At 58.8% G+C, this 24,413-nt stretch carries 29 protein-coding genes; 11 read left to right on the top strand and 18 right to left on the bottom strand.

Going from position 1 to position 24,413, the window contains the following annotated elements:
- Positions 1-17: 17 nt before the first annotated feature.
- The gene (locus tag AC2FH0_RS14880; RefSeq protein WP_142637176.1) at positions 18-1,103 is read right to left on the bottom strand and encodes a polyamine ABC transporter substrate-binding protein; all 1,086 of its coding nucleotides are present in this window, start codon (positions 1,101-1,103) and stop codon (positions 18-20) included.
- 141 nt (positions 1,104-1,244) lie between these two features.
- Between AC2FH0_RS14880 and AC2FH0_RS14875 the strand changes: the two genes are divergently transcribed.
- Both AC2FH0_RS14875 and AC2FH0_RS14870 read left to right on the top strand, forming a co-directional pair.
- Complete coding sequence (locus AC2FH0_RS14875) at positions 1,245-1,928, top strand: GntR family transcriptional regulator (RefSeq protein ID WP_271949594.1); 684 nt, start codon at positions 1,245-1,247, stop codon at positions 1,926-1,928.
- 75 nt (positions 1,929-2,003) lie between these two features.
- On the top strand, positions 2,004-3,401 hold the full coding sequence (locus tag AC2FH0_RS14870; protein ID WP_496789698.1) for an aspartate aminotransferase family protein: 1,398 nt from the start codon (positions 2,004-2,006) through the stop codon (positions 3,399-3,401).
- Between the two features lie 73 nt (positions 3,402-3,474).
- Here AC2FH0_RS14870 and AC2FH0_RS14865 read toward each other — a convergent pair whose 3' ends face one another.
- Together AC2FH0_RS14865 and AC2FH0_RS14860 are read right to left on the bottom strand one after the other, a co-directional pair.
- On the bottom strand, positions 3,475-4,773 hold the full coding sequence (locus tag AC2FH0_RS14865) for a lytic murein transglycosylase (RefSeq protein WP_281973043.1): 1,299 nt from the start codon (positions 4,771-4,773) through the stop codon (positions 3,475-3,477).
- Positions 4,774-4,835: 62 nt separating this feature from the next.
- Positions 4,836-5,549: a helix-turn-helix transcriptional regulator gene (locus AC2FH0_RS14860; protein ID WP_496789696.1), complete on the bottom strand. Its 714-nt coding sequence runs from the start codon at positions 5,547-5,549 to the stop codon at positions 4,836-4,838.
- 67 nt (positions 5,550-5,616) lie between these two features.
- On the opposite strand from AC2FH0_RS14860, the gene AC2FH0_RS14855 reads away from it, so the two are divergent.
- Both AC2FH0_RS14855 and AC2FH0_RS14850 read left to right on the top strand, forming a co-directional pair.
- Complete coding sequence (locus AC2FH0_RS14855; protein ID WP_496702755.1) at positions 5,617-6,330, top strand: glutathione S-transferase family protein; 714 nt, start codon at positions 5,617-5,619, stop codon at positions 6,328-6,330.
- Positions 6,327-6,725 (top strand): DUF1801 domain-containing protein, encoded by a 399-nt coding sequence (locus tag AC2FH0_RS14850; RefSeq protein WP_496706851.1) that lies wholly within the window; start codon positions 6,327-6,329, stop codon positions 6,723-6,725. The genes AC2FH0_RS14855 and AC2FH0_RS14850 overlap by 4 nt, the downstream gene beginning before the upstream one ends.
- A 31-nt stretch (positions 6,726-6,756) precedes the next feature.
- Here the strand turns inward: AC2FH0_RS14850 and rnr are convergent, their stop codons facing one another.
- From rnr to dapE, 3 genes are read right to left on the bottom strand one after another with little or no spacing between them, the layout of a single operon-like run.
- Positions 6,757-9,018 carry a ribonuclease R gene (rnr, locus tag AC2FH0_RS14845; protein ID WP_496789695.1) on the bottom strand — a complete coding sequence of 754 codons (2,262 nt, stop codon included), beginning with the start codon at positions 9,016-9,018 and terminating at the stop codon, positions 6,757-6,759.
- Between the two features lie 47 nt (positions 9,019-9,065).
- On the bottom strand, positions 9,066-9,641 hold the full coding sequence (locus AC2FH0_RS14840) for a TIGR04282 family arsenosugar biosynthesis glycosyltransferase (protein ID WP_496709365.1): 576 nt from the start codon (positions 9,639-9,641) through the stop codon (positions 9,066-9,068).
- Between the two features lie 3 nt (positions 9,642-9,644).
- Complete coding sequence (gene dapE, locus AC2FH0_RS14835; RefSeq protein ID WP_496709364.1) at positions 9,645-10,784, bottom strand: succinyl-diaminopimelate desuccinylase; 1,140 nt, start codon at positions 10,782-10,784, stop codon at positions 9,645-9,647.
- Between the two features lie 208 nt (positions 10,785-10,992).
- Here dapE and AC2FH0_RS14830 point away from each other — a divergent pair, with 208 nt between their 5' ends.
- A complete protein-coding gene (locus AC2FH0_RS14830) occupies positions 10,993-12,051 on the top strand; it encodes a transporter substrate-binding domain-containing protein (RefSeq protein WP_142637194.1) in 1,059 nt (352 codons plus the stop codon).
- Here the strand turns inward: AC2FH0_RS14830 and AC2FH0_RS14825 are convergent.
- A complete protein-coding gene (locus AC2FH0_RS14825) occupies positions 12,048-12,392 on the bottom strand; it encodes a DUF8846 family protein (RefSeq protein ID WP_039539567.1) in 345 nt (114 codons plus the stop codon). The two genes, AC2FH0_RS14830 and AC2FH0_RS14825, sit on opposite strands and share 4 nt — an antisense overlap.
- Positions 12,393-12,509: 117 nt before the next feature.
- On the opposite strand from AC2FH0_RS14825, the gene AC2FH0_RS14820 reads away from it, so the two are divergent.
- The gene (locus AC2FH0_RS14820) at positions 12,510-12,845 is read left to right on the top strand and encodes a cupin domain-containing protein (protein ID WP_142637196.1); all 336 of its coding nucleotides are present in this window, start codon (positions 12,510-12,512) and stop codon (positions 12,843-12,845) included.
- Between the two features lie 64 nt (positions 12,846-12,909).
- Here the strand turns inward: AC2FH0_RS14820 and dapD are convergent, their stop codons facing one another.
- Complete coding sequence (dapD, locus tag AC2FH0_RS14815) at positions 12,910-13,737, bottom strand: 2,3,4,5-tetrahydropyridine-2,6-dicarboxylate N-succinyltransferase (protein ID WP_271949578.1); 828 nt, start codon at positions 13,735-13,737, stop codon at positions 12,910-12,912.
- 108 nt (positions 13,738-13,845) lie between these two features.
- Positions 13,846-14,763 (bottom strand): threonine/serine dehydratase, encoded by a 918-nt coding sequence (locus tag AC2FH0_RS14810; protein ID WP_496789694.1) that lies wholly within the window; start codon positions 14,761-14,763, stop codon positions 13,846-13,848.
- A 79-nt stretch (positions 14,764-14,842) separates the two neighbouring features.
- On the opposite strand from AC2FH0_RS14810, the gene AC2FH0_RS14805 reads away from it, so the two are divergent.
- Positions 14,843-15,685 carry an LOG family protein gene (locus tag AC2FH0_RS14805; RefSeq protein WP_142637203.1) on the top strand — a complete coding sequence of 281 codons (843 nt, stop codon included), beginning with the start codon at positions 14,843-14,845 and terminating at the stop codon, positions 15,683-15,685.
- A gap of 3 nt (positions 15,686-15,688) precedes the next feature.
- Positions 15,689-16,786 (top strand): cystathionine gamma-lyase, encoded by a 1,098-nt coding sequence (locus tag AC2FH0_RS14800; RefSeq protein ID WP_496703260.1) that lies wholly within the window; start codon positions 15,689-15,691, stop codon positions 16,784-16,786.
- Here AC2FH0_RS14800 and AC2FH0_RS14795 read toward each other — a convergent pair whose 3' ends face one another.
- Complete coding sequence (locus AC2FH0_RS14795; protein ID WP_142637207.1) at positions 16,787-17,170, bottom strand: hypothetical protein; 384 nt, start codon at positions 17,168-17,170, stop codon at positions 16,787-16,789. It lies immediately after the preceding gene.
- 160 nt (positions 17,171-17,330) lie between these two features.
- On the opposite strand from AC2FH0_RS14795, the gene AC2FH0_RS14790 reads away from it, so the two are divergent.
- Entirely contained in the window at positions 17,331-18,251 is a 921-nt protein-coding gene (locus tag AC2FH0_RS14790; RefSeq protein ID WP_496789692.1) for a DnaJ C-terminal domain-containing protein, read from the top strand.
- The gene (locus AC2FH0_RS14785; RefSeq protein WP_281973035.1) at positions 18,248-18,586 is read left to right on the top strand and encodes a hypothetical protein; all 339 of its coding nucleotides are present in this window, start codon (positions 18,248-18,250) and stop codon (positions 18,584-18,586) included. Before AC2FH0_RS14790 ends, AC2FH0_RS14785 begins: the two co-directional genes overlap by 4 nt.
- A 7-nt stretch (positions 18,587-18,593) precedes the next feature.
- On the opposite strand, the gene AC2FH0_RS14780 is transcribed toward AC2FH0_RS14785, so the two are convergent.
- The 5 genes from AC2FH0_RS14780 to AC2FH0_RS14760 form a co-directional block, all read right to left on the bottom strand.
- Positions 18,594-19,217, bottom strand: coding sequence for a cytochrome P460 family protein (locus AC2FH0_RS14780; RefSeq protein ID WP_496789691.1), 624 nt, complete (start codon positions 19,215-19,217; stop codon positions 18,594-18,596).
- Between the two features lie 229 nt (positions 19,218-19,446).
- On the bottom strand, positions 19,447-20,637 hold the full coding sequence (gene rlmN / locus AC2FH0_RS14775) for a dual-specificity RNA methyltransferase RlmN (RefSeq protein ID WP_496789689.1): 1,191 nt from the start codon (positions 20,635-20,637) through the stop codon (positions 19,447-19,449).
- A 78-nt stretch (positions 20,638-20,715) separates the two neighbouring features.
- Positions 20,716-21,093, bottom strand: a complete 378-nt coding sequence (locus AC2FH0_RS14770) for a lysozyme inhibitor LprI family protein (RefSeq protein ID WP_246097235.1) — start codon at positions 21,091-21,093, stop codon at positions 20,716-20,718.
- A gap of 143 nt (positions 21,094-21,236) precedes the next feature.
- Positions 21,237-21,404, bottom strand: coding sequence for a hypothetical protein (locus tag AC2FH0_RS14765; protein ID WP_185956689.1), 168 nt, complete (start codon positions 21,402-21,404; stop codon positions 21,237-21,239).
- A gap of 175 nt (positions 21,405-21,579) precedes the next feature.
- The gene (locus tag AC2FH0_RS14760; RefSeq protein WP_142637215.1) at positions 21,580-22,113 is read right to left on the bottom strand and encodes an invasion associated locus B family protein; all 534 of its coding nucleotides are present in this window, start codon (positions 22,111-22,113) and stop codon (positions 21,580-21,582) included.
- Between the two features lie 178 nt (positions 22,114-22,291).
- Between AC2FH0_RS14760 and AC2FH0_RS14755 the strand changes: the two genes are divergently transcribed.
- On the top strand, positions 22,292-23,290 hold the full coding sequence (locus AC2FH0_RS14755; RefSeq protein WP_496677858.1) for an asparaginase: 999 nt from the start codon (positions 22,292-22,294) through the stop codon (positions 23,288-23,290).
- Between the two features lie 5 nt (positions 23,291-23,295).
- Here AC2FH0_RS14755 and AC2FH0_RS14750 read toward each other — a convergent pair whose 3' ends face one another.
- From AC2FH0_RS14750 to AC2FH0_RS14740, 3 genes are read right to left on the bottom strand one after another with little or no spacing between them, the layout of a single operon-like run.
- Entirely contained in the window at positions 23,296-23,616 is a 321-nt protein-coding gene (locus AC2FH0_RS14750) for a YciI family protein (protein ID WP_496677859.1), read from the bottom strand.
- A 22-nt stretch (positions 23,617-23,638) separates the two neighbouring features.
- Positions 23,639-24,067, bottom strand: coding sequence for an SRPBCC family protein (locus AC2FH0_RS14745; protein ID WP_496703253.1), 429 nt, complete (start codon positions 24,065-24,067; stop codon positions 23,639-23,641).
- Positions 24,055-24,384 carry an ArsR/SmtB family transcription factor gene (locus AC2FH0_RS14740; RefSeq protein WP_282021995.1) on the bottom strand — a complete coding sequence of 110 codons (330 nt, stop codon included), beginning with the start codon at positions 24,382-24,384 and terminating at the stop codon, positions 24,055-24,057. Before AC2FH0_RS14740 ends, AC2FH0_RS14745 begins: the two co-directional genes overlap by 13 nt.
- Positions 24,385-24,413: the final 29 nt, after the last annotated feature.

The raw sequence follows: 24,413 nt of genomic DNA, 5'->3' as shown, positions 1-24,413 counted from the left end.
TGCTGAAACAAGCCGGATCAGGTGCCCGATTTGATCTTGGTCCACAAACGGGTCACGACCCGCTGTATCTTCGACGGGTAAGGCGTCGTGATATAGAGGTTTTGCATGGTCGCATCATCCGGATAGATGGCCGGATCACCGATCACGTCTTCCTCAAGAAATTCTTGCGAAGCCTTGTTGCCATTGGCGTAGTAAACATAGTTCGAGGCCGCAGCCATATTGTTGGCATCCAGAATGAAATTCAGGAATTTATGCGCACCCTCCGGGTTCGGAGCATCAGCCGGAATCGCCATCTGGTCGAACCACATCAACGACCCTTCAGCAAAGGGATGGTACTCAATTTCAACACCATTATCGGCTTCGGCCGCACGATCGCGGGCCTGCAGGATATCACCCGACCACCCCACGGCGACACAGATGTCGCCATTGGCCAATGCGTTGATATATTCCGAGCTGTGGAACTTCTGAATGTGCGGTCGAACGCTGGTCAAAACCGCCTCGGCCTTGCCAATAACATCTTTGTCATGGCTGTCCGGGTCTTCACCCAAATATTGCAGAACCATCGGAATGATTTCTGCCGGAGCATCCAGGAAATGAACGCCGCAGGATGCAAGTTTCTCCATATTCTCGGGTTTCAGAACCAGATCCATGCTGTTCAGCGCAACATCCTCGCCCAACGCTTCCTGCACTTTTCCAACATTTACACCAAGCCCGGTTGTGCCCCACATGTAGTTGATAGAATAGGCGTTGTCCGGATCATACCCGGCAGTACGTTCCTGAATCACATCCCACAGATTGCCTGAATTCGACAGCTGTGCAGCGTCAAGCGCCTGAAAGGCTCCAGCCTGGATCTGACGCTGAAGGAAAGTACCCGAAGGCACCACCACGTCATAGCCTGATCCACCGGCCAGCATCTTGGTCTCCAATACCTCGTTGCTGTCAAAAACATCATAAATCAGAGTCAGACCGGTATCTTCCTCGAACTTTGTCAGAAGCTCTTCGTCGATATAGTCGGACCAGTTGTAAACACGCACCTCTTCAGCGAAGGCCGCCGAAGTCCCCAATGCGATGACCGCTGTCATCGTCAGCGTTTTGATTGTCATATTATTCTCCCTGCAAGTGTACGCGCTATTTTCCCGTTTTTTTGGATTTGATCAAGTTTTGCGTTTTCGCACGATCCGTCGTATGGTTTCACGAGGTCAGAAACCTGACAAGTCAACATAGCGGGAAACAGGGCAAACCACTTGGATTTGATCAAAAATAAGGCATCCAGCACTGACGGTGCGCGTGAAAAACGACCTGCGCATGAACAGGTCTATAATACCCTCAGATCACAAATCATGTACGGTGAATTGGTGCCGGGGCAACCCGTCACGATCCAGGGTCTCACTGATTCGCTGGGTGTTGGAATGACCCCTGTGCGGGAGGCTATCAGACGCCTGATATCCGATGGTGCTCTGGTGTTTCAGGGCAACCGCCGAGTGAGTGTTCCTCTTCTGACCGACGGCGACGTCGAACAGATGATTTATTCAAGAATCAAAATAGAATCAGAGCTTTCGAGGCGTGCAACTGCGAATGTGACACCTCAGGACATTGATCATCTTGAGCAGATCGACCAACGTCTGGATCGCACTATCAGCGACGGAGACGTCAGCGGCTATCTGCGCCTCAACCACCGGTTTCACGAAACGCTTTACGGCCATGCAAACGCCCCGATTCTCAATGATCTGGCCGAGCGCCTGTGGCTTAGATTCGGGCCGTCTTTACGCGTTGTATGTGGTAGATTCGGCACTCAGAGCCTGCCGGACCGCCACAAGGATATCATTTCGGCGTTGCGCAATCAGGACGCGGATATGGCAGCAAAAGCAACCGCACAAGATATCGAACAGGGCATGGAGCTGATGGCAGACGCCTTAGTCAACGCTTAGATCTGTCCGATTCGATTGACAGGAAAAAATTTGATCATATTGTAGCTGCCAATCGCTCTTGCAGGAGATTTTCCGATGTCGACCATCACAAACCATTTGCCCACGGCCCAGCTGCAGGCCTTGGACGCCGCCCACCACATGCACCCTTTTTCGGCCAATGGCGCCCTAGGGAAAGAAGGCGCGCGTGTGATCACCCGTGCGAAGGGCGTCTACCTTACGGACAGCGAGGGTGAAGAAATACTCGATGCAATGGCGGGCCTGTGGTGTGTCAATATCGGCTATGGTCGCGATGAACTGGCCGAGGTCGCAGCCCGACAGATGCGCGAACTGCCGTATTACAATACCTTTTTCAAAACGACCCACGTCCCTGCCATCGCGCTGGCCGCGAAGATCGCGGAACTTGCGCCAGGCGATCTGAACCATGTGTTCTTTGCAGCCGGCGGGTCTGAGGCGAATGACACAAACATCCGTCTGGTTCGAACCTATTGGGCCGAAAAAGGCCAGCCCGACAAGAACATCATCATCAGCCGACATAACGCCTATCATGGCTCTTCGGTCGGCTCGGCGTCGTTGGGCGGCATGGCAGGGATGCACGCGCAGGGTGGAATCCCGATCCCGAATATCCACCATATCAACCAACCAAACTGGTGGGCTGAAGGTGGTAGCATGTCTCCCGAAGAATTCGGCCTGGCCCGCGCGCGTGAATTGGAAGAGGCGATTGAGGAACTTGGCGAAAACCGCGTCGCAGCCTTTATCGCCGAACCCGTACAGGGCGCAGGTGGCGTGATTGTTGCACCGGATACCTACTGGCCTGAAATTCAGCGCATCTGTGACAAATACGATATCCTGCTGATTGCGGATGAGGTCATCTGCGGTTTTGGTCGCACAGGCAACTGGTTTGGGTCTCAAACCGTCGGCATTCGCCCCGATATCATGACCATCGCAAAGGGGCTCAGCTCGGGCTATGCGCCTATTGGCGGGTCCATCGTGAGTGACGAGATTGCCGAGGTCATTGGCGGAACCGAGTTCAATCACGGCTACACCTATTCCGGCCATCCGGTCGCTGCAGCCGTGGCACTGGAAAACCTGCGCATCCTTGAAGAAGAAAAGATCGTCGAGCGTGTCCGCGACGTAGCCGCGCCGTATCTGAAGGAAAAATGGGAGGCGCTGGCCGATCACCCGCTTGTGGGCGAGGCCAAGATCGTCGGCATGATGGCCTCGATTGCGTTGACCCCGGACAAGGCCAGCCGCGCCAAATTCGCCTCCGATCCGGGTACAGTCGGCTATATCTGCCGCGACCGCTGCTTTGCGAATAACCTGATCATGCGCCATGTGGGCGATCGGATGATCATCTCTCCTCCGCTGGTTCTGACACCCGCGGAAATTGATGAGATGCTCGTACGCATCCACAAATCTCTGGACGAGGCACAGGCCGAGATCATCGCACAGGGCCTGATGAAAGCGGCCTCCTGACCCGCGCAGCGTCATCTGGCTGAAAATACCTCGGGGGAGGCGCCGTCAGGCGACGGGGGCAGAGCCCCCTCCCCTACCTCAACCGCTCTAACAGCGGCGCGGACGCATAGCCGTCCGGCAAAAGCCCCTGTGCCAGTTGATAGGCCCGAACCGCCTCGGTGGTGTTCGGGCCGGTGCGCCCGTCGATCCCCTGTGTATCGAACCCGGCTTCGGTCAGCCGGAGCTGCAATTCCTTCTTCTCAGCAAAGCTCAACGCCCGATCACCCCGAGGCCACTCGGCCTGAAACGCCGCGCGGCCCGCCAGACGGTCGGACAAATGTCCAATGCCGATCACATAGGCATCTGCACCGTTGTATTGCTCGATCACGCGGAAATTTTCGAAGACCATCAATGCAACGCCTTCACCACCCGCTGGCAACAAGATCGCTGCCTGACCATGATCCGCAAGCGGCTGTCCATCCCACGCAACCACGCCCAGCGCCGCCCAGTCTGACGGCAGCAGCGTGTAATCGCGTCTCGCGGCCGCAAAATCGAACCCGGCGGGCAGGCGCACTTCAACACCCCATGGCTGTCCCTTGGTCCACCCATGACGCGCCAGATAGGCCGCTGTCGAGGCCAGCGCGTCGGTCGGGTCATCCGCCCATATATCCCGCCGCCCATCACCGTCGAAATCCACGGCGTGATCCAAAAACGAGGTCGGCATGAACTGCGTATGCCCCATTGCTCCGGCCCAGCTTCCGATCATCGTTGCGGGGCTGACATCGCCTACCTGAATGATCCGCAAGGCGGCAATCAGTTGCGTTTCAAAGAACTCAGCCCGTCGGGCATCAAAGGCCAGCGTCGCAAGCGAACGGATCGTCTGATCCGACCCCCGAAATGTGCCGAAAGATGTCTCAAGCCCCCAAATCGCGGCCACGACCTCTTTTTCGACGCCATACTGCGCCTCAATCCGGGTCAGCACCGCGGCATGGCGTTCCAACCCCGCGCGACCGTCCGCGACGCGCCGATCAGAAACGGCCGCATCCAGATAGTCCCAGATGGGCTTGGTAAACTCAGCCTGATTACGATCGCGCTTGATGATGTCCTTGTCATAGGCCAGCCCCGCAAGCGCGCGGTCCAAAGTCCCGGGCAGGATACCCTGCGCCTGTGCCCTCGCCCAAAAATCACCAAGCCACGCCTGAAACCGGGCGCTTCTTTCCTCTGACACGCGATACATTTCCTCCGATGGTCGGACGACCGGTCGGATTGAGACTGTAAGATCAGCCGACGCCAATTGTATCGGCTGTGGCCCTTCCGGGCTTTTGATGGACTCCGCCTGTACGATGGATGCCCATAATGCTGCGGTCATAACGCCGCTTACGCATCTACGCATTCCGAATTTCCTGATAACTGCTCAACCACAGGATAGCGCAAAAATGACGAATCTCAAAGCGCTCAGCTTTCCGAGTCGCGGTCTCTCGCCTCTCGCTCGGACCGCAGCCGGTTCAGAGCTTCGCGCAGCAGGGGGACCCGATTGGGCCGGAACGAGGCCCCGGTCGTCTGCATCTCTTGCATGCGATCCAACCGAAACACGCGGAAATCCTGCCGCAACAGGCACCAGCTGATCAGCACGCTGGCGCGGTCCATGTAAACGATGCTCAACGGATTTACGCAGCGATGGGTCTCGTCGCCTTTGGCATCCCAATAGGAAAATTCGATCGTCTGTTCGTCCCAGGTGGCCCGCCGCAGTTCAGCGACATCCACCGTTGGTTTCGCCGGCCGGTCAAACCGTGTGGCGGTCAGCACCGCATGGCTGAGGCGCTGAGACTGGCGCGGTGGCAAACGACCCTGCAGCTTGCGCAGAACTTCGCTGGCAGCCTCAGAGAGGCCGGGATCACCAATGGATTGTACCTCGCGCAGGCCAAGCACCAGGGCCTCAAGCTCATCATCGGTGAAGCCAAGCGGTGGCAGGGTGGCGTCCTCGATCAGGGTGAACCCGAACCCCGCCTCTCCGTCGATCACGGCGCCGAGGCTGCGCAATGAATCGATGTCTCGGTGAATCGTGCGCGGCGAAACGCCCAGATCCTGAGCCAGCTCAATCGACGTTCTTGGCGACGGGCCAGAGCGCAAGGATTGCATTAATTGGAACAAACGGGCGGTGCGGGTCATAATGCAGGTTACTTTATCTCTAATGACAGAAATTGTCATTAGCTCGGCATACCCATCACCTATACCCATGATGGAGCCCAAGATGCTGACCCTTTTGACCTACCCCTCTGCCTTTGGCCTGTTCAGCGCCAGCCCGTTTTGCGTGAAGACGGCACTAATGCTGCAAACATCGGGCCAACGCTGGCAGCGATCTGACCTCCTTGATCCGCGCAAGATGCCGCATCAGAAGCTGCCGGTTCTGCGCACGCCGCAGCGTCTGATCCCCGACAGCGACCTGATCCGCGACTGGCTTGAGACGCAAGGTAGTGATTTTGATCACGGGCTGAGCGATCTGCAAAAAGCTCAATCGCGCGCATTGATCCGTTTGGCCGAAGAGCATCTGTATTTTCAGATCGTCCAGGACCGTTGGGCCAATGACGAAGTCTGGCCGATTCTGTATAAGACCTTTTTCACTGGCATCCCCGCCCTGATCCGCAATCCGGTTGCCAATTCCATCCGCAAGAACGTTGTTAAAGGATTGGGGTTTCAGGGCGTCTCTCGATTCTCAGATGCGGAACGTCAGGACAGGCTGGAACGCGATCTTGAGGCGATCTCGGCCTATCTATGGCAGTCGACCTATTTGATGGGAGAAACCCCGACCTCAGTGGATATGAGCGTGGCCCCCATGCTTGCCGCGATGCGCGCGACTCCGGCCGATACACCGCTGACCCAGCGGATCAAACAGGATAAGCTGTTGAGCGACTACATAGACCGGATGGAGCAGGCAATTCCGCTGTCATGACACAATTTGACGATCCCGCAGTGGCAGCGGCCTATCAAGCCCTGCCCGAAGGCACACGTGCCGGGGCTCTTGCGCTGCGTCAGTTGATCCTGGAAACCGCCACTTCGTTGCCCCGCGCGCAGCCGTTGCAAGAGGCATTGCGCTGGGGGCAGCCCGCCTATCTGGCGCCCAAGGGATCCACGATCCGATTGGGCGGGCACAAAGCGGCCCGCTTTGCCCTGTTCGTGCATTGCCAAAGCCGGTTGATGGGCGATTTCACCTCGGCCTTTCCGGGCGAAGATCGGATAGACGGCAACCGGGCAGTTCTGTTTGATGATCCGGATCAGATCGACGCCACCCGCCATGGCTGGCTGATAGCCCGCGCGTTGACCTATCACCTTCCCGCAAAAGGCTGACTTACATGCGCCTTGTTCCCGAGATGCGAATTCACTTCTGACGGCGTTTGCGTTCCACCTTGCGCTTGATCTTGTCCTTCTTGCGCTTGGTGCTGACCGCCTTGCGTCGCGTTGGGCGCTTGGATGCCCCTCCGCGCCCCGTCGGCAGGGCCTGATCGTCGATCGACAACAGCTCCAACTCCAGCCCGCCCGTCACAGGTGTCGCCTCGGTCAGACGCACGGTGACGCGTTGGCCGATGGCTATGATCAGCCCGGTGTCCGACCCCATCAGGGTTCCGGCCTCGCGGTCGAAATGGAAGAACTCGCGCCCCAAGGATCGCACCGGTACCAGACCGTCCGCGCCGGTCTCGTCCATTTTCACGAAAGCCCCAAACCGGGCGATACCACTGATCCGACCCGAGAACTCAGTCCCAACACGCTCGCTCAGATAAGCCGCCAGATACCGGTCGGTCGTATCTCGTTCCGCCATCATCGAGCGGCGTTCGGTATCCGAGATATGAGTGGCAGTTTCGTCCAGCCGGGCGATCTCATCCTCGGTCAGGCCATCCGTGCCCCAGCCATGGGCCGAGATCAGCGCGCGGTGCACGATCAGGTCGGCATAGCGCCGGATGGGCGAGGTGAAATGTGCATAATTCCGCAGCGCCAGCCCGAAATGGCCGAAATTCTCAGCGTTGTAATAGGCCTGCGCCATCGACCGCAGGGTGGTCAGGTTGATCAACTCTGCATCCTCGGTGCCCGCAGCCGCATTCAGCAGTGCGTTCAGGTGGCGGGTCTGCAACACCTGCCCCTTGGCCAAATTCAACCCCGCCGCCTGAGCCGTTTCCCGCAGGCTTTCCAGCTTCTCAGGTGCCGGTTCTTCGTGGACACGGAACAGCAGCGGGCGGCGCTTAGCGATCAGGGTTTCAGCCGCAGCGACATTGGCGAGGATCATGAACTCTTCGATCAGCTTATGCGCGTCCAGACGGTCGCGGAACGCCACGCTTTGAACGTCGCCCGTATCGCTCAGGATAATCTTGCGTTCCGGCAGGTCCAGTTCCAGCGGTTGCCGCACAGCCCGCGCCTTTTTCAGTGCAGCATAAGCAGCATAGAGCGGCTTCAGTACGGTCTCTAACAGCGGCCCGGTGCGGTCATTGGGGGCGCCATCGATGGCCTCCTGCACCTCGGCATAATGCAGCGAGGCGGCGGAGCGCATAAGCCCTCGCACGAATCGGTGGCCGATCTTGTAGCCCTCGGCGTCGATCTGCATCCGCACGGCGATACACGCGCGCGGGACGCCTTCGTGCAACGAACACAAATCACCGGACAACCGGTCCGGCAGCATTGGCACCACACGGTCAGGGAAATAGCTGGAGTTGCCGCGCTTGCGCGCCTCGCGGTCCAGAGCGGTACCGGGCTGCACATAGGCGGCAACATCGGCGATAGCGACCCAGATGACATGTCCACCGGGATTCTTCGTATCCTCATCCGCATGCGCATAACAGGCGTCATCATGATCGCGCGCATCCGAGGGGTCGATGGTCAGCAGCGGCATATCGCGCAGGTCTTCGCGCCCTTTCAGACCAGCGGGTTTGGCCTTGTCGGCCTCGGCAATCACCGTGTCGGGGAAGTCATCGGGAATGCCATGCTGATGAATGGCGATCAGCGACACGGCCTTGGGGGCTGACGGGTCGCCCAGCCGTTCGACAATGCGGGCACGTGGCAGGCCCATGCGGGTTTTGGGCCCGGCCTGTTCTGCCTCGACCAGCTCACCGTCTTTTGCACCAAGCAACGCACCTTCATTGACCAGCCACTCGTTCTGTCCGGCCTTGTCGATGGGCACGATCCGTCCGCCCTCGGTCCCTTTGCGGAAGATACCAACGATCTTGCGCGGGTTGGTTCCGATCCGGCGAATCAGGCGGGCCTCGTAATTATGGTCTTCCTCATGCACCACGGTCAGACGGGCCAGAATGCGGTCGCCTTCACCCAGCGCAGGATCGCTGGCGCGGGTGATCATCAGAACAACCGGCTCGACCCCTTCGCCATGCCACTCCAAGGGCCGTGCGAACAGATCACCATCGGCGTTCGGGGCCTTCACCTGCAGCACGCTGACAGGCGGCAACCGGTCCGGGTCTCGATAGCTGCGATTGCGCTTTTCCAGATGCCCTTCGGCCTCAAGTTCCTTGAGGATCCGTTTCAGGTCGATCCGATCCGCGCCCTTGATGCCAAAGGCTTTAGCAATGTCGCGTTTCGAGGTCAGGGTGGGGTTCGCCGAGATCCAATCGAGGACCTCTTGCTTGGTAGGGATGCGAGTCATGATTTCGGCCTATCACGGAGATGCGGCGGCGTCATGACCAAAAAGGGTCAGGCTCGCAGATCGGCAACCGTATCGACATCACGCAGCTGATCCAGCATCGCCACCCGGCATCCGGGGATCGAGGCCAGCGTGTCGGCCAGGGCATGTTCCGTCGACCAGCGCACGTTTTGAAACAGGCTGTGCGGCAGGGCACCAATGCGTTGCGCCCCGACCAACCAATATCCGCCATCCGGGGCCGGACCAAACACCATCTGGTTGCGCCCCAATGCCCGGAACGCGCGCGCGATATGCTCCCGTGCAACCCCCGGGATATCCGCACCGATCAGACAGACTGGCCCTGTTGGCATTTCCCGCAGCATCCGCCCCATACGATCGCCCAGATCCCCTCGACCCTGTGGCGCACGCGGCAGGTCGGCGGGCCAGATGCGGCTGGTCAACCCTTCACGATCCGGCGAGACCGCCAGCACGATCTGCCAGCGCGGATCGCGCAGACGCCGGATCAGCGACCGGGTCTGATGGCGAAACCACCACGCCGCACCAACCATACCGATATCGTGCCCCAACCGGGTTTTGACACGGCCCGGGCGCGGTTCTTTCACCATGATCACCAGGGTGCGCTGCATGAATCAGGAAAAATAGTCGGTCAGGATACGGGTATAGACCGCCTTGAGCTGTTCAATCTGCGCCACCTCAACGCATTCATCCACCTGATGCATGGTTTTGCCGACCAAACCAAATTCGACAACCGGACAATGATCTTTGACGAAACGTGCGTCCGAAGTACCTCCGGTTGTCGACATCTCGGGCGTGACCCCGGTTTCAGCCGCAACCGCTTTGGCCACCAATTCCGACAGAGGGCCAGGAGGGGTCAGAAAGCTTTCGCCCGATATTTTGATCCGCACAGCAACATCAACGCCAAACGCGGCGGCTACATCGCGCGCCTGCGCTTGCAGCCAATCGCTGAGGCTGGCGCCGGAATGCAGGTCGTTGAACCGGATGTTCACGGTCCCGCTGCACTGTGCCGGGATGACATTCGTGGCGGAATTACCCGTGTCGATCGCCACAACCGCCAGCGTCGAGGCGTCAAAATGATCAGATCCCCGGTCCAACTCGTGACTGGCCAGCCTGTCCATCAGCCGGGCCATGGCGGGCAGAGGATTCTTTGCCCGGTGCGGATAGGCCGAATGGCCCTGCACACCTGTTACGGTAAACCAGGCGGTCATCGAGCCGCGACGGCCAATCTTCATCATTTCACCCATCCTGTTTGGGCAGGTGGGTTCACCGACCAGGCAGACGCTCATCCGCTCGCCGCATTGATCCATATGGTCAAGCAGGGCGGTGGTGCCATGCAGCGCATCAGCCTCTTCGTCACCCGTGATCGTCAGGATGATCGCCCCGTCGGGCGGCGTATCGCGTACAAAATCCACTGCCGCCGCTGCAAAGGCCGCCACACCCGATTTCATGTCAGTGGTCCCGCGCCCATACATGAACCCTTCCCGGATTTCTGCCCCGAAAGGCGGTGTGGTCCAAGCGGCCTCGTCGCCCACCGGAACAACATCGGTGTGACCGTTGAAACCAAAGCTTCGGGCGTGACCTTTTGCACCCCATCGCGCAAACAGATTGCTGATGCCGGCGCGATCAACACGGGTACAATCAAACCCCGCCTGTGACAGGACATCCTGCAGCAGGACAAGGGCACCACCTTCTTCAGGTGTGACCGATGGGCAACGGATCAGGTCGGCCGTCAACGCAATCGGATCTGTCATGGTGGGCCCTTTCCATAAAATTTCTTTCAGGTTCGTGCACAGATTCAACGAATTGGCCCGATTGCCAACCCCAACAGGCCAGAAACCGCGGGCTTTTTCCACATTGTATCGAACTGACACCCCCGGAAAACATGGGGCCTTACGCTGCGATTGCCTTGTCTGCCGGTTCGAATATGCGCTAGAGGGCCGCGAAACAGGTGATTTTACGATGACACGTGCTCTTTTCGCATTGATCTGCCTGACTTTCGCCGTTCTCGGCCAGCAAAGCCAGGCCCAGACGCTGACGGTTTCGACCGTGACACGGCCTCCGTTTTCTTTTGTCGAAGATGGAGCCCAAACCGGATTCTCGATGGACCTGCTTGAGGCGTTGGCTGAATCCCTGAATTGGGACTATTCCATCCAGCGTTCCGACGCCTTTGGCGACATGCTGGGCGCAGTGCAGAACAGATCCGCCGATCTGGCCATCGCCAATATCTCGATCACTGCCTCGCGAGAAACGCAGATGGACTTCAGCCAGCCGATTTTCGAGGCTGGTTTGCAGATCATGGTGCCATCGGACGCGGTGCGCCGCCCGTCACTGCTACATGCGTTACTGTCGCGCGAATTGTTTATTGCTATCGGGCTCGCCTTTGCAATCCTTCTTGGCGGCGGCATGCTGATGTGGGTGTTCGAGCGCCGCTCGCAGCCCTATTTCGACCGCAAGCTAGACGAGGCCTGGTTCCCCTCATTCTGGTGGGCCTTGAACCTGGTGGTCAATGGCGGGTTTGAGGAACGAATGCCGCGAACGCCATTTGGTCGAATTCTGGGTGTAGTGCTGGTTGTGTCTTCGCTGTTTATCGTCTCGGTCTTCACCGCGCGGATCACCTCGGTCATGACAGTGGATGCAATCAGTGGCAGCGTGAATTCGATAAATGACCTTTACGGCAAAGAGGTCGGAACAATCTCGAATTCAACCGCTGCTAACTTCCTGAACCGCCGCGAGATCGAGTTTACCAACTATGATGGGCTCGACCCCATGCTTGAAGCTTTTCGCAACGAGGAACTGGACGCCATAGTGTTCGACGCGCCGATCCTGTCCTATTTCGCCGCCCATGAAGGACGCCGGATTGCCTCGATGACAGGCGGTATATTCCTGCGCGAGAATTACGGTATTGCCTTCCCCACCGGGTCCCCGCTGGTCGAAGACGTCAACCAGGCGCTGCTGGCGCTGCGCGAAGACGGCACCTATGACGAGATTTATCGCAAGTGGTTTGGGGCGCGGAACTAAGCCGTCTCTTCATCCCCGAAAAACGGGGTCATCTGCGCCACGATCACTGCATTTTCATCCAGTGCGCGCTGCATTAGGGCCCGTTCATCCGGGTCGATCTCGTGACCTTGCGCCTCACGTTCGGCCAAAGTGCCATAGCCTGTGACATCCAAAGGCGCGGTATCTGCCTGTTTCAGGATCGCCACCGTTTCGCGCACGGCCTCGGCCTCGTCGACGCCGCTGGCAAAACACATCAATGCCGCCCCGGTTGCGCCGTCGGGCAGGCCATCGCCATCCTTGCGACCGATCTGCACAAGCAGGGTATAGACCTGCTGACGCGAAGGTTTCTTTTGCTTTTCCATGCAAGGGGCCATAGCCGCGCACCTGCCTGCGGTCAAGCAGCCGGGGAATTGCAGTGGATCGCCTGTGCCGCCATAGTGCCCGCAGTAACCTGACACCGATCACAAAAGGACGTTGCCATGACTTATCCGGATTTCATCACAGGATTCCCAAGCCTCGACGTGCCCTTCCCCGAAGATGTGGTGCAAACGGCCGTGATCAGATCAGACGCGGGGCTGGTGGCGTTTTTTACCTTTCTTCAGGATTTCGAACTGCCCCTTCATTCCCATCTGGCACAATGGGGAACTGTGGTCGAAGGTGAGATTGAGCTGACCATTGGCGATGAAACCAAGAGCTATGGCCCCGGTGACAGCTATTCGATCCCCGCAGGAGTGGAGCATGGCGGCAAGATCAAAGCCGGGTCGCGCGTCATTGATGTGTTCGAAGAACCGGACCGCTATCCGGTCAAAGGGTAAGCGATAACAAAAAAAGGGCCGCAGCGGATCGCGCTGCAGCCCCCTTATTTGATCCGCGCCCAGTTTAGTCGCGTAGCAATTCGTTGATCCCGGTTTTCGAGCGGGTCTTTTCATCCACCCGCTTCACGATCACAGCGCAATAGAGGTTGATGTTGTTCTTGGACGGCATCGAGCCCGCAACAACCACCGAATAGGGCGGAACCTCACCATAGGTGACCTCGCCGGTTTCGCGGTCGACGATCTTGGTCGATTTGCCGATGAACACGCCCATGCCCAAAACCGAGCCTTCGCGCACGATGCAGCCTTCGACCACTTCGGACCGGGCGCCGATAAAGCAGTTGTCTTCGATGATGGTCGGACCCGCCTGCATCGGTTCCAGAACGCCGCCGATCCCAACACCGCCCGACAGATGGACGTTCTTGCCGATCTGCGCGCATGACCCGACGGTGGCCCAAGTATCAACCATTGTGCCCTCGTCCACATAGGCACCCAGGTTCACAAAGGACGGCATCAGAACCACGCCGGGCGCAATAAAGGCGGATTTGCGAACGACGCAATTCGGCACCGCGCGAAAGCCAGCGGCCCGCCATTGGTTTTCACCCCAACCCGCGAACTTGCTGTCCACCTTGTCCCACCAGCCGCCGTCCTGAGCGCCGCCGGTCTGGATTTCCATATCCTTGATGCGAAAGCCCAGCAGAACCGCTTTTTTCGCCCACTGGTTCACATGCCAGTCGCCGCTGTCTTGCTTTTCCGCGACCCGCAGCGACCCGCTGTCCAGCGCATTCAGCGTATCTTCGATCGCTTCGCGTGTCTCGCCGGTGGTGGCGGGGGTGATGGCATCTCGCGCCTCCCAGGCGGCTTCGATGGCGGCTTCCAGTTGCGCGTTGGACATTTGGCGGCTCCCTGCAGATTCTGTTCACGCTTGTGTTGCCTATACGCAAGCGACGGACTGGCTGCAATGCGACGCTGAGCGCGCGCTTTGCGGCTGTTTGTTCCGGTTTCAGCCGTTCAGAGGGTCCGGTGAGATGTTTCCACCACAGATCAGCACCGCCACCCGTTCGCCCGGCTCTGGCGTGTAAGCCCCCGATAGCAGCGCAGCCAAGGCGGTTGCGCCTGCCGGTTCCACCAGAATCCGATGCGCCCGCCACAGGACCTTCTGCGCCTGCGCGATGGCCTCATCACTGACCAGAACTGATTGCACGCCCTGTGCCAGATCGAAACAAATCGAGCCGATCCGCCGCGCGCCCAGCGCATTTGCCGCAATGCCCGAGACGGACACATCCACCGGTTCTCCCGCCTGCAGGGCTGCATTCAGCGCGCAGGAGGTTTCCGGCTCAACCGCCACGACCTTGCGCGTGCCTTGCAGCCAGGCCAGCGCCCCGGCGATCAGACCGCCACCGCCCACCGCGATCAATACGGTATCCGCTTTCAGGCCCTGTGCCTCCCATTCGGCAAAGCAGGTTCCCTGCCCGGCGACCGTAGCGGGGGCGTCATAGGCGTGAATCTGCATCGCGCCCGTGGCCTCCTCATGCGCCCGCGCGGCTGTCAAGGCGTTGGCATATTCACCCGGCATCACGCTCAAATCCGCGCCGGTCTGTTCGATCAGCGCGATCTTGGATGGCCCCGCCAGTTCGGGCACGAAAATCTTGGCCGGATAGCCCAGCGCCTGCGCGGCAAAGGCGGCCGCTGCGCCGTGATTGCCACCCGATGCGGCCACAACCCCGGCCTCGGGCACATCCGAACTGATCAGAGTGTTAAACGCCCCGCGCGCCTTGAAACTGCCGGTGTGCTGCATATGCTCCAGCTTCATTTCCACCGAATAATCCAGACCCAAGACACGGCTTTCCGTGACTGGCGTCACTTGTGCATAGCCGGTTATGCGGTGTTGCGCCGCCAGTATTTCGCTCTTCCAATTCATTCTCATCTTTCCGTGACTGGCACTCTGCGCCCGAACCCTATAGCTGTTTGGAAAACACGCAAGCAGGGATCGTTACCCCATGAGAGAAGACCGCCTCAGCCCGTTTCGCGACGCGCAGACCGACCGTTCGACCGCAAGCGAGGTACCCGACACCCCGCAAACCCGCTCACCCGCCTATCGCCTTGCCTTTGCCGATGAGGATTTCCTGTGCCGGGATGAGCTGCGCCCGGTGCGCTTGCAGCTGGAACTGCTCAAGCCCGAGATGATCATGACCGAGCGTGAGATCACCTCGACCATCGTCATGTTCGGCGGCGCGCGTATCCCTGAGCCATCACAGAAACACACCGCGCGGACGGAAACGCTGGCCGGGCTGTCGGAGTATTACGACGAAGCGCGCGAGTTTGCCCGGTTGATGACCGAGAAGTCGAACGAAACCGGCGGGCGAGAGAATGTAATCGTCACCGGCGGTGGCCCCGGCGTGATGGAGGCTGGCAACCGCGGCGCGCAGGATGCGAACGGCTGTTCCATCGGCCTGAACATTGTGCTGCCGCATGAACAGGCACCGAACCTGTACGTTACGCCCGAGCTCAGCTTTAACTTCCACTATTTCGCCATCCGCAAGATGCATTTCCTGATGCGCGCCCGCGCCATCACCATCTTCCCCGGCGGCTTTGGCACCATGGATGAGCTGTTCGAGTCCCTGACCCTGATTCAAACCGGCCGTATGGAGCGTGTGCCCTTCCTGCTATTCGGTCGCGCGTTCTGGGAAAAGGTCATCAACTGGGAGGCGCTGGCCGACGCCGGCACCATCTCGGACGAGGATCTAGACCTGTTCCGGTTCGTCGATACCGCGCAAGAGGCGGTCGACATAATCGAGAAATGGGAACCCACCCCGCCCCGTGACGAAATACCGGGGCGCTAAACGATGGGGCGCAAGACCGGCGAGATGCTGCATCTGCGGGGCAACGCACTGACCAAGGGCGAGCCCGTGGCCCTGCCCCTGACCCAAAGCAGTATGTTTCACCTGCCCGGCGCACCGGACGGGCATGATTTCTACGGTCGCGTCAACAACCCAACCTGGGAACATCTGGAACAGGTTCTCGCCCATCTTGAAGACGCCCCCTGCCTGGCTTTCCCGTCGGGCATGGCGGCGATCTCGGCCGCGTTGTTTGCCACGGTCAAAGCCGGGTCGCGCATCCTGATCCCGTCGGATGGCTATTACGTCACTCGCGTGCTGGCCGACCGATTTCTGTCTGGTCTGGGTGTCATCGTGACAGAACGCCCGACAACCGCCTTTTCCGAAGGCGGGTTCGACGGCATCGATGTGGTCTTTGTCGAAAGCCCCTCGAACCCTGGTCTGGATATGATGGACCTGCCAGCCATCGCGTCGTCCGTGCGCGCAGCTGGTGGGATCACCATTGCTGACAACACAACCATGACACCACTGGGCCAGCGTCCTTTGGATATGGGCGTAGATATCGTCGTGTCCTCGGACACCAAGGCCATGGGTGGGCATTCCGATCTGCTGATGGGCCATGTGGCCAGCCGCAATACAGATGTCATGGAGCGGGTCGAGGAATGGCGGCGTGTCTCTGGCGCGATCCCCGGTCCGCACGAGGCTTGGTTGCTGCATCGTGGGCTGGAAACACTGGATGTTCGGTTCGACCGGATGTGCAGCTCGGCCCAGGTGTTGGCAGAACGGTTGGCGGCGCATCTGGCTGTGAAAGACATCCGCTATCCCGGCCTGCCAGGTGACCCATCCTACACCTTGGCACAGGCTCAGACCACGCGGTTCGGATTCCTTCTTTCGATCACGTTGGAAACCCAGGCCAAGGCCGAAACCTTCATCAACACCTGTCCAATGCTGCGCCCTGCGACGTCTTTTGGCGGCGTCCATAGCTCGGCCGAGCGCCGCGCCCGTTGGGGCGACGACGTTGACCCCGCTTTTGTCCGTCTGTCGGTGGGATGCGAGCCGGTGGTTGAGCTTTGGCAGGCAATCGATGCCAGCCTGAACGCACTGTAATTACTTTTTGGGCGTGCGCAGCTCGGTGAACACGTAGATCGGCAGCACGACGCTGGCAATCAGCGCGCCCAGCCAGACCAGCAATGTCGCAGCCAGCAGGTTGGAAATTCCGCCAACCGTCAGCCCATTGGTCACCAGATCGGTCACAAGCAGGCCGACAAAGGTCACGATCAACGCGATCCCGCCTTTCAACGAAGGCGCCCTTTTCTCACCCAACTTCAGGATCAGCGGCTCGGCCACCACCTGCACCAGCGTGAAGACGATCACCACAACGATGAATGAAATCGGCTTGATTGCAAAACCGGTCAGTAGCAAAGCGGCCAACATTAACCCAATGGCATTGCCCGCCAGCAGGGCCAGAACCGATTTAAGTCTGCGCGTCATCGGCTGATCTCCGTCAATGAATAATATGAAACAGCCTGATAGTATCAGAGATTGCGAAACTTGCGAACCAATTTAGCCACCGGTTCTTTTTGACCTGTTGAAATCACGTGATAAAATACCTTCATCATGATCAGCCCTTCCCCCATCCATGAGAGGTGAGATGAGCGACGATCCCTATGCCGCACTTGGCGTGGCCAAAGATGCCAGCGACGCTGAAATCAAAAAAGCGTATCGGCGTATTGCCAAGGAATGCCATCCGGACTTGAAACCCGGGGACGCCGAGGCCGAAGCCAAGTTCAAGGCCGCCGCCGCGGCCTATGATCTGTTGAAAGATCCTGAGACGCGCAAACGCTATGACAATGGTGAGATTGATGCCTCGGGACAGGAACGCCCGCAACAGCAATACTATCGCGATTACGCCGAAGCTGCCGGCAACCCCTATCGCGGGCAGGCGACGGACCCGGACGACATGTCGGATATCTTTGCTGAATTCATGCGGGGTCGCGGCGGATTTGGTGGGCAAGGCGGCCGCGAGTTTCACGCGCCCGGCCACAATCTGAACTTCACGCTTCAGATCAGCTTTCTGGATGCGGTATTCGGCGCCAGCCAGAAGCTGACCCTGCCGGATGGGGACCGGATCGAAGTCAAGATACCCGCAGGGATCACAAGCGGTCAGACCATTCGCCTGCGGGGCAAGGGTGCCGCTGGCTATGGTGAGGGGCCGCGCGGCGATGCGCTGGTGACAGTATCAGTCGCGGATCATCCGGTATTCGACCGTCAGGGAAATGACATTCACATCACGCTGCCCATCACGATTGATGAGGCGGTGCTGGGCGGCAAAGTGGCGGCGCCCACGATCGATGGGGGCGTAAACGTGACCGTTCCGGCCGGAACCAGCAGCGGCAGAACCCTGCGCCTGCGGGGTAAGGGCGTTAAGAAGCGCGGTTCGACCGAACGGGGCGACCAGTTGATCGAGCTGACCATTTCAATGCCCGATCAAATCGATGATGAGTTGAGGCAATTTATGGATTCATGGCGAGAAACCCACCGCTATGACCCACGCAAAGGAATGCCGTCATGACCCGCACCCTGACCGAAGAGGAACTGATCACCGCCGTAGCCCGGCTGACTTCGACCCGATTGACAGAATATCTGGCCGCCGAAATCGTGATCCCCGAACAAACAGATCGCGGATTGGTCTATCACAGCCTCGACGTTGCCCGGCTGGAGTTGGCCTGCGAGTTGCACGACCAATACGAAATGGAGGCAGACGCAGTGTCGATGATGATTTCCCTGATCGACCAGATGCATGGGCTGCGCGCAGAACTTCGAGAGGTCCTGAACGCCGTCGCAGCGCAGCCAGATCCGGTTCGTCAGCAGCTGATCAAAGTGATCGGCACCGCGAGATTCGGGTGAGAGCGGCCTAATTGTCGACTAGATATTCTTCGGGAACAAAGAAGGTGTAATCTCGGTCGGCAACCGCCTCGTGGCAATCGTGGCAATACGCAACTGCGTTGGCGCGATCCCCCATCGTGTCCCCAAACAATGACCCGTCCGGCATGACCATGATATAACGCCAGTCAGCCGTAGCAGGGTTGGCGCCCTCGGCCAGTTTCTGCATGACGAACATCGCGCCGGGATGGCTTTTCCCCTCATCCGTAACGGTCACGCTGTCCTTGGCCAGCACAGACCCCACCGGGAGCTTTTCGCCATCCGTCAGGGTTGCATAATTATACGCCATCCGGTTTGCATAGCTGTTCACAAATCGTCGACCATGGGTTTCAGATATATACGGCGCATCGTTGTACAGCGGCCAGTTTTGGTAATTCAGAAGCAGATCCAACTGCGCTGCGGCATAGCCGCGTGCCATCCGGCGCTGCAACGAGTCATAAATTTCACGCGCGTCGTCCTTGGTCAGATCAGCCGGATTTTCGATAGCCAGATGAGCATCCTCATCATTTGACTGCGCAACAGCATCAGTTACGGCGACGGCCGCACAAGCCAAAACTAAAACAAAACTAAAGTACGGGATTTTCAATCGAAACATCATAGAGATAACCCAACTCGTAACCTGTTATGCCGCAATCGGCACACGGAGCTGAAATACAAGGTAGCCGCCGTGAACGAATTTGCCACATGCCAGCCACCGAACTCACCCTATTTGTGCGCAAGTGAGCCTGGTGCATCCACACCTAGCCAATGAAACATATCAAATTTTGCATTCGATAGACAGCGCCCCAAAAATTAATTTTGTGATGCGCCGTCTATTCAGCTGCTTATCCGCGGTCGAGACCGGCCTCGGCCTCAATCTGCTTGCGCGATTTACGGGCGCGTTCGGTGGCCGATTTCAGCTGACCGCAGGCCGCCATAATGTCCTCGCCCCGCGTCTTGCGGATGGGCGAGGCATACCCGGCCTGATAGATGATATTGGCAAAAGCCCGAATACGATTGTTCGAGCTGCGCTTATACGGTGCGCCGGGCCATTCGTTGAACGGGATCAGATTGATCTTGGCCGGGATTTTGTGGCGCTTGATATGCTCGATCAGACGATGCGCATCCTCATCGCTGTCATTCACACCATCAAGCATCACGTATTCAAACGTAATCCGTTCCGAATTGGAAACCTTGGGATAGCTAGCCAAAGCCTGCAGCAACTCTTCGATATTCCAGCGTTTGTTGATCGGCACCAGCACATCGCGGATTTCATTGGTCGTCGCGTGGAACGAAATTGCCAGCAGGCAGCCGATTTCCTGCGCGGTACGCGCGATTTCGGGCACCACGCCCGATGTCGACAGGGTAATCCGGCGGCGAGACAGCGAGATACCTTCGGGGTCCATCGCGATTTTCATCGCGTCGCGGACGTTCTCAAAATTGTAAAGAGGCTCGCCCATACCCATCAGAACGATGTTCGACAGCAGGCGGGTTTCGTCCTTGGGCGCACCCGGTACCGGCCACTCGTCAAGATCATCCCGCGCCATCATCACCTGACCGACAATTTCCGCCGCCGTCAGGTTGCGCACCAGTTTCTGCGTGCCTGTATGGCAGAAGGAACAAGTCAACGTGCAACCGACCTGAGACGAGATACACAGCGTGCCGCGATCGTCCTCGGGAATATAGACCACCTCGACCTCATGCCCGCCAGCAATACGGACCAAATACTTGCGTGTGCCATCCTCGGACACTTGTCGGGTCACAACCTCGGGGATTTCGATCACGAAATGCTCGGCCAGCTGGGTGCGATAGGCTTTGGCCAGATTGGTCATCTCGGCAAAGTCGCGCACACCCCATTGGTAAATCCACTGCCAGATCTGGCCCGTGCGCATCTTGGCCTGTTTTTCAGGCGTGCCGTGTTCGATCAGGGTCTCGCGCAGGCGATCCCGGGTCAACCCGACAAGGTTCACCTTCCCCTCCGGCAATTTGCGGGGGATGGTCATGACGTCTTGAGTGATCGGCGCTTTGGGCGACATAGGTGGGTCTCTAAGATTCTGGCTTGGAATGCGCCTCTATATAGGACTGCGCGCAAAGATCAAAAGAATTCGTCGCGCCTAATTTACAAAACGCAGCAATTCGTCAATCCGCAGGCGCCCCAATTCAATCCGGCAAGAGGTGATACCAATGCCGGTTCCCGACCCACCACCAAAAGACGCGCCGACCGCCTCGCACTGCGCATCACGATACCCGACCCAGGCGCTTTGCGCCGCCTCCATCGCAGGCGCCGCGCTTGTCCGTCCGGTCACCTCGTCCAACGCGTTGGCTGCATCCATGGCAAAGCCAAAACTATCGGTCAGCGCAGCCTCAACCCCCGCTTCCATACTGGCAACGCAAGATCCGATTTCGACTTGTGAACTTGCGTTCGTGCATTCCATTGCAGGATCCGCCACAGCCAACGTGGGGGTTAAAACAGCCATTATCACCAAACGCATGACATACTCCTCGAAGGGTCGTTAGACTAACGCGTTCAGCTTAGCACAGCGACGCCAGAGGTTACAAAAAACCGCGGGGGATCAACCCCGCGGTCATTCGAACTCCTATGCCGCCCGGACGTTTCCAGGCCAGCCGTATTGGATCACGCACCTGCTGGTGGAATAAAGCAATCCTCGGCGTCCAGCGTTTTGACCGGATCGTTTGGCCCACATTGCTCTCCCGAAACCGGGTATGTCTCAGCGGATTTATCACAAGCGCTCAGCAATACGACGGCGGTCAGCACAAACAGGCCCAAAACTTTCTTCTGCATCGATGCTCTCCTTTTCTCTCTGCTTGAACCGATTAGTTCAGTATTTCAGAGCGCGGAGCATTGACGCAGATCAAATTTATAGATGACGTTAAGTTAAGCTATGAAGGAGGGCGGTCCTATCCTGCGAAACTGGCACCACTTTGCAAGCCGGGCCACTGCCCGAGCGCTGGCGCGCTCAGTTGGTACAGCGTTTCTCGGCGTCGTCTAAAGCGGCTGTGAAGCCCAGCAATGAGAAAGTATCTTTGGTCTGAGTGCCGCGCTCGGACCGGGCGGTCAGCACTGCTTCGGTACCGCTTTTCATGGCAGCGATTACTTTTTGGTCATCACCCTCTGACGCGGGCCAGGCCCATTCGCCTTCGGTGCTGAATTCGAAGCTGTTTCCGTCGATGGATACAGATACGGTCGATCCCGCGGCAAACGGATAGCCCCCGGTGAATGAGACGCGCCCCTTCACATCGGGATCAGGTCTGAACACGACAAACAGCAGGATGTCGCTGCGCCTCACCGAAACAACGCGCCCGCCGCGCGTGTTGACGGTTTCATCCGGCGTTGCAACGCTCCAGCATTCGGTTGGGTCCTCTTCCACAAACACACTCCAGTCGGTGTTTACGGATACTCTATTGGTGCTGTCTGCCTGCTGAGCGGTTGCAGCCGTTGTCATCCCTGCCACGCACAGGCCCGCGATTACGCGGACGAGCTTTGATCCCATCTGTCCAGCCTCCTAGCTCGACCTAATACCTCATACCCACCGGAATGGCTCGCGAACCCTGACGGTTCGTCTGTAAGTTGCGTCTTCCGGTGATTGCCGACATACACACACTATCGCAAGTTTCGCCATAGGCGAAAGGGCGGTTGGCAGTTTTTTGCGCATGTTTAGGAGGGTCCCGATGACGCAGCCTGTAGCAATGACCGAACTATGGCGGGGGCCTTTACTGGAAAGCCTGCATCTGGGACATGCGGTTATCTGTGATGACACGGGTCAAATCGTGCGCAGCTGGGGCGACCCGGAGGCGATAATCTACCCCCGGTCTTCGGCCAAGATGATACAGGCCCTGCCGTTGATTACATCTGGGGCGGCCGCGAAATACGGGCTGAACAGCGAGCATCTGGCATTGGCCTGTGCCTCGCATAACGGCGCGCATATTCACACAGACAGGGTAACGTCCTGGCTGGACCATCTGGGCCTGGCTGAAACCGATTTGCGCTGTGGGCCGCAAGAGCCTCAGGATATGGCGGCGCGCGACGGGCTGATACTTGCCGACGACACGCCCTGTCAGATCCACAACAACTGCTCGGGCAAACATAGCGGGTTTTTGACGGTAGCACAGCATATGGGTGCCGGGCCGGAATATCTTGAAATCGACCACCCGGTTCAACAGGCCTGTTTGTCCGCGCTGGAAGAAACCACCGGCGAAACCAGCCCCGGCTATGGCATCGATGGCTGTTCCGCCCCGAACTTTGCCACCTCGCTGGTGGGGATGGCACGGTCGATGGCGTGGTTTGCCTCGGCGGCGGACCGGTCGGACCGGGCCAGCGATGCGGCACAACACCTGACCGCGGCGATGATCAAACATCCCGAGCTGGTGGCCGGAGAGACGCGCGCCTGTACCGAGCTGATGCGCGCCATGAACGGGCGCGCCGCGATCAAGACCGGGGCCGAGGCCGTATTCATCGCCATCATCCCTGAAAAACGCATGGGCGTCGCGCTGAAGATCACCGATGGCGCTACCCGTGCCAGCGAATGCGCCATTGCTGCCATTCTGGTCAGCCTCGGCGTACTGGAGGCCGATCACCCGGCCACCCGCACCTTTATGAACGCCACGCAATACAGCCGTCGCGGGCTTGAATGTGGCGTGATCCGACCCGCGCCGGGATTCCCCGGCTAGGGCGGCTACATCTCAATCTCGTGAATCTCGGCCACCTCGACCGAGCCTGACCCGTTCACGACCATGGGGCATCCCTTGGCCATCTCGTTGGCGGCGTCGATGCTGTCGGCTTTGATCACCGTAAAGCCGGAGACCGGGTTGGCACCGCCATTGTCGACCACACCGCCCGAACTGACGGTATAGGACTGGCCCACGGGGTTTCCGGGGATCTCCAGCGCCGGGCCCATATTCTGAAACCAGGCGCCCCAGGCGGCCATGGTCGCTTCGACCTCGGCGGGGTCCGATGGCGTGGTGCCGCCGTGATAGACAAACAGAAACTGTGGCATTTCTTTCCTCCCAGATGAAAACTTATTGCGCCAGACCGGCCAGCTTGTTCAGCGTCGAGGTCCAGCCTTTCTCGTGATTTGCGGCGATCTCGTCATCGCCCAGGTCGCGGTGATCGACGACCAGCCGCGCGCCATCGCCTGCGACTTCGATCCGCAGCGTTACATGGCTCTCGGCCCCACGCTGATCCTGATCGTCATGCCAGCCCCAGGTGAAGCCAACCGAATTGGGCGGATCGACATGGGTCACATGGCCCGAGACCTTAAAGCGCTGGCCCTCGCCATTCTCCATGACCGAATACCACGGACCAACGCGCGAAAAATCGAGAGTATGTTCGGGCACGTGCACCCCTTCGGGACCCCACCACTGCAACAGCCGTTCTGCGACACTGATCCACGCAAACAGATCCTCTGGCGGTATCGGATACGTGCGTTCCAGCTTTAGATCGGCCATGAGGTATCCCTTTCAATAGCATCGCCCAGACGATCCAGACTGCTTTCCCAGAATTGTCGTTTCGAAATGGTCCACTCCGCGATCGCGTACAGACCTTCGGGGCGGATCGAATACATCCGCTGGGTACCCTGCACCCGTTGCCGAACCAGCCCGGCCTCACGCAAAACCTTCAGGTGACGCGAGACCGCAGCACCTGACATACCGCGCCCTTCGATCAGGTCGCCTGCGGGCTGCTCTCCGTCCTGCATCAACTGTTCAACGATGGAAAACCGCGTGGCGTCGGACAAGGCGGAGAATGTGGTCAGAAGCGTACTCATGACCGCTGTTTAACATTTTTGTTAAATAA

This window comes from Ruegeria sp. CDSC051 (assembly GCF_059610665.1).
This window is presented reverse-complemented; position numbering and strand designations above follow the sequence as displayed.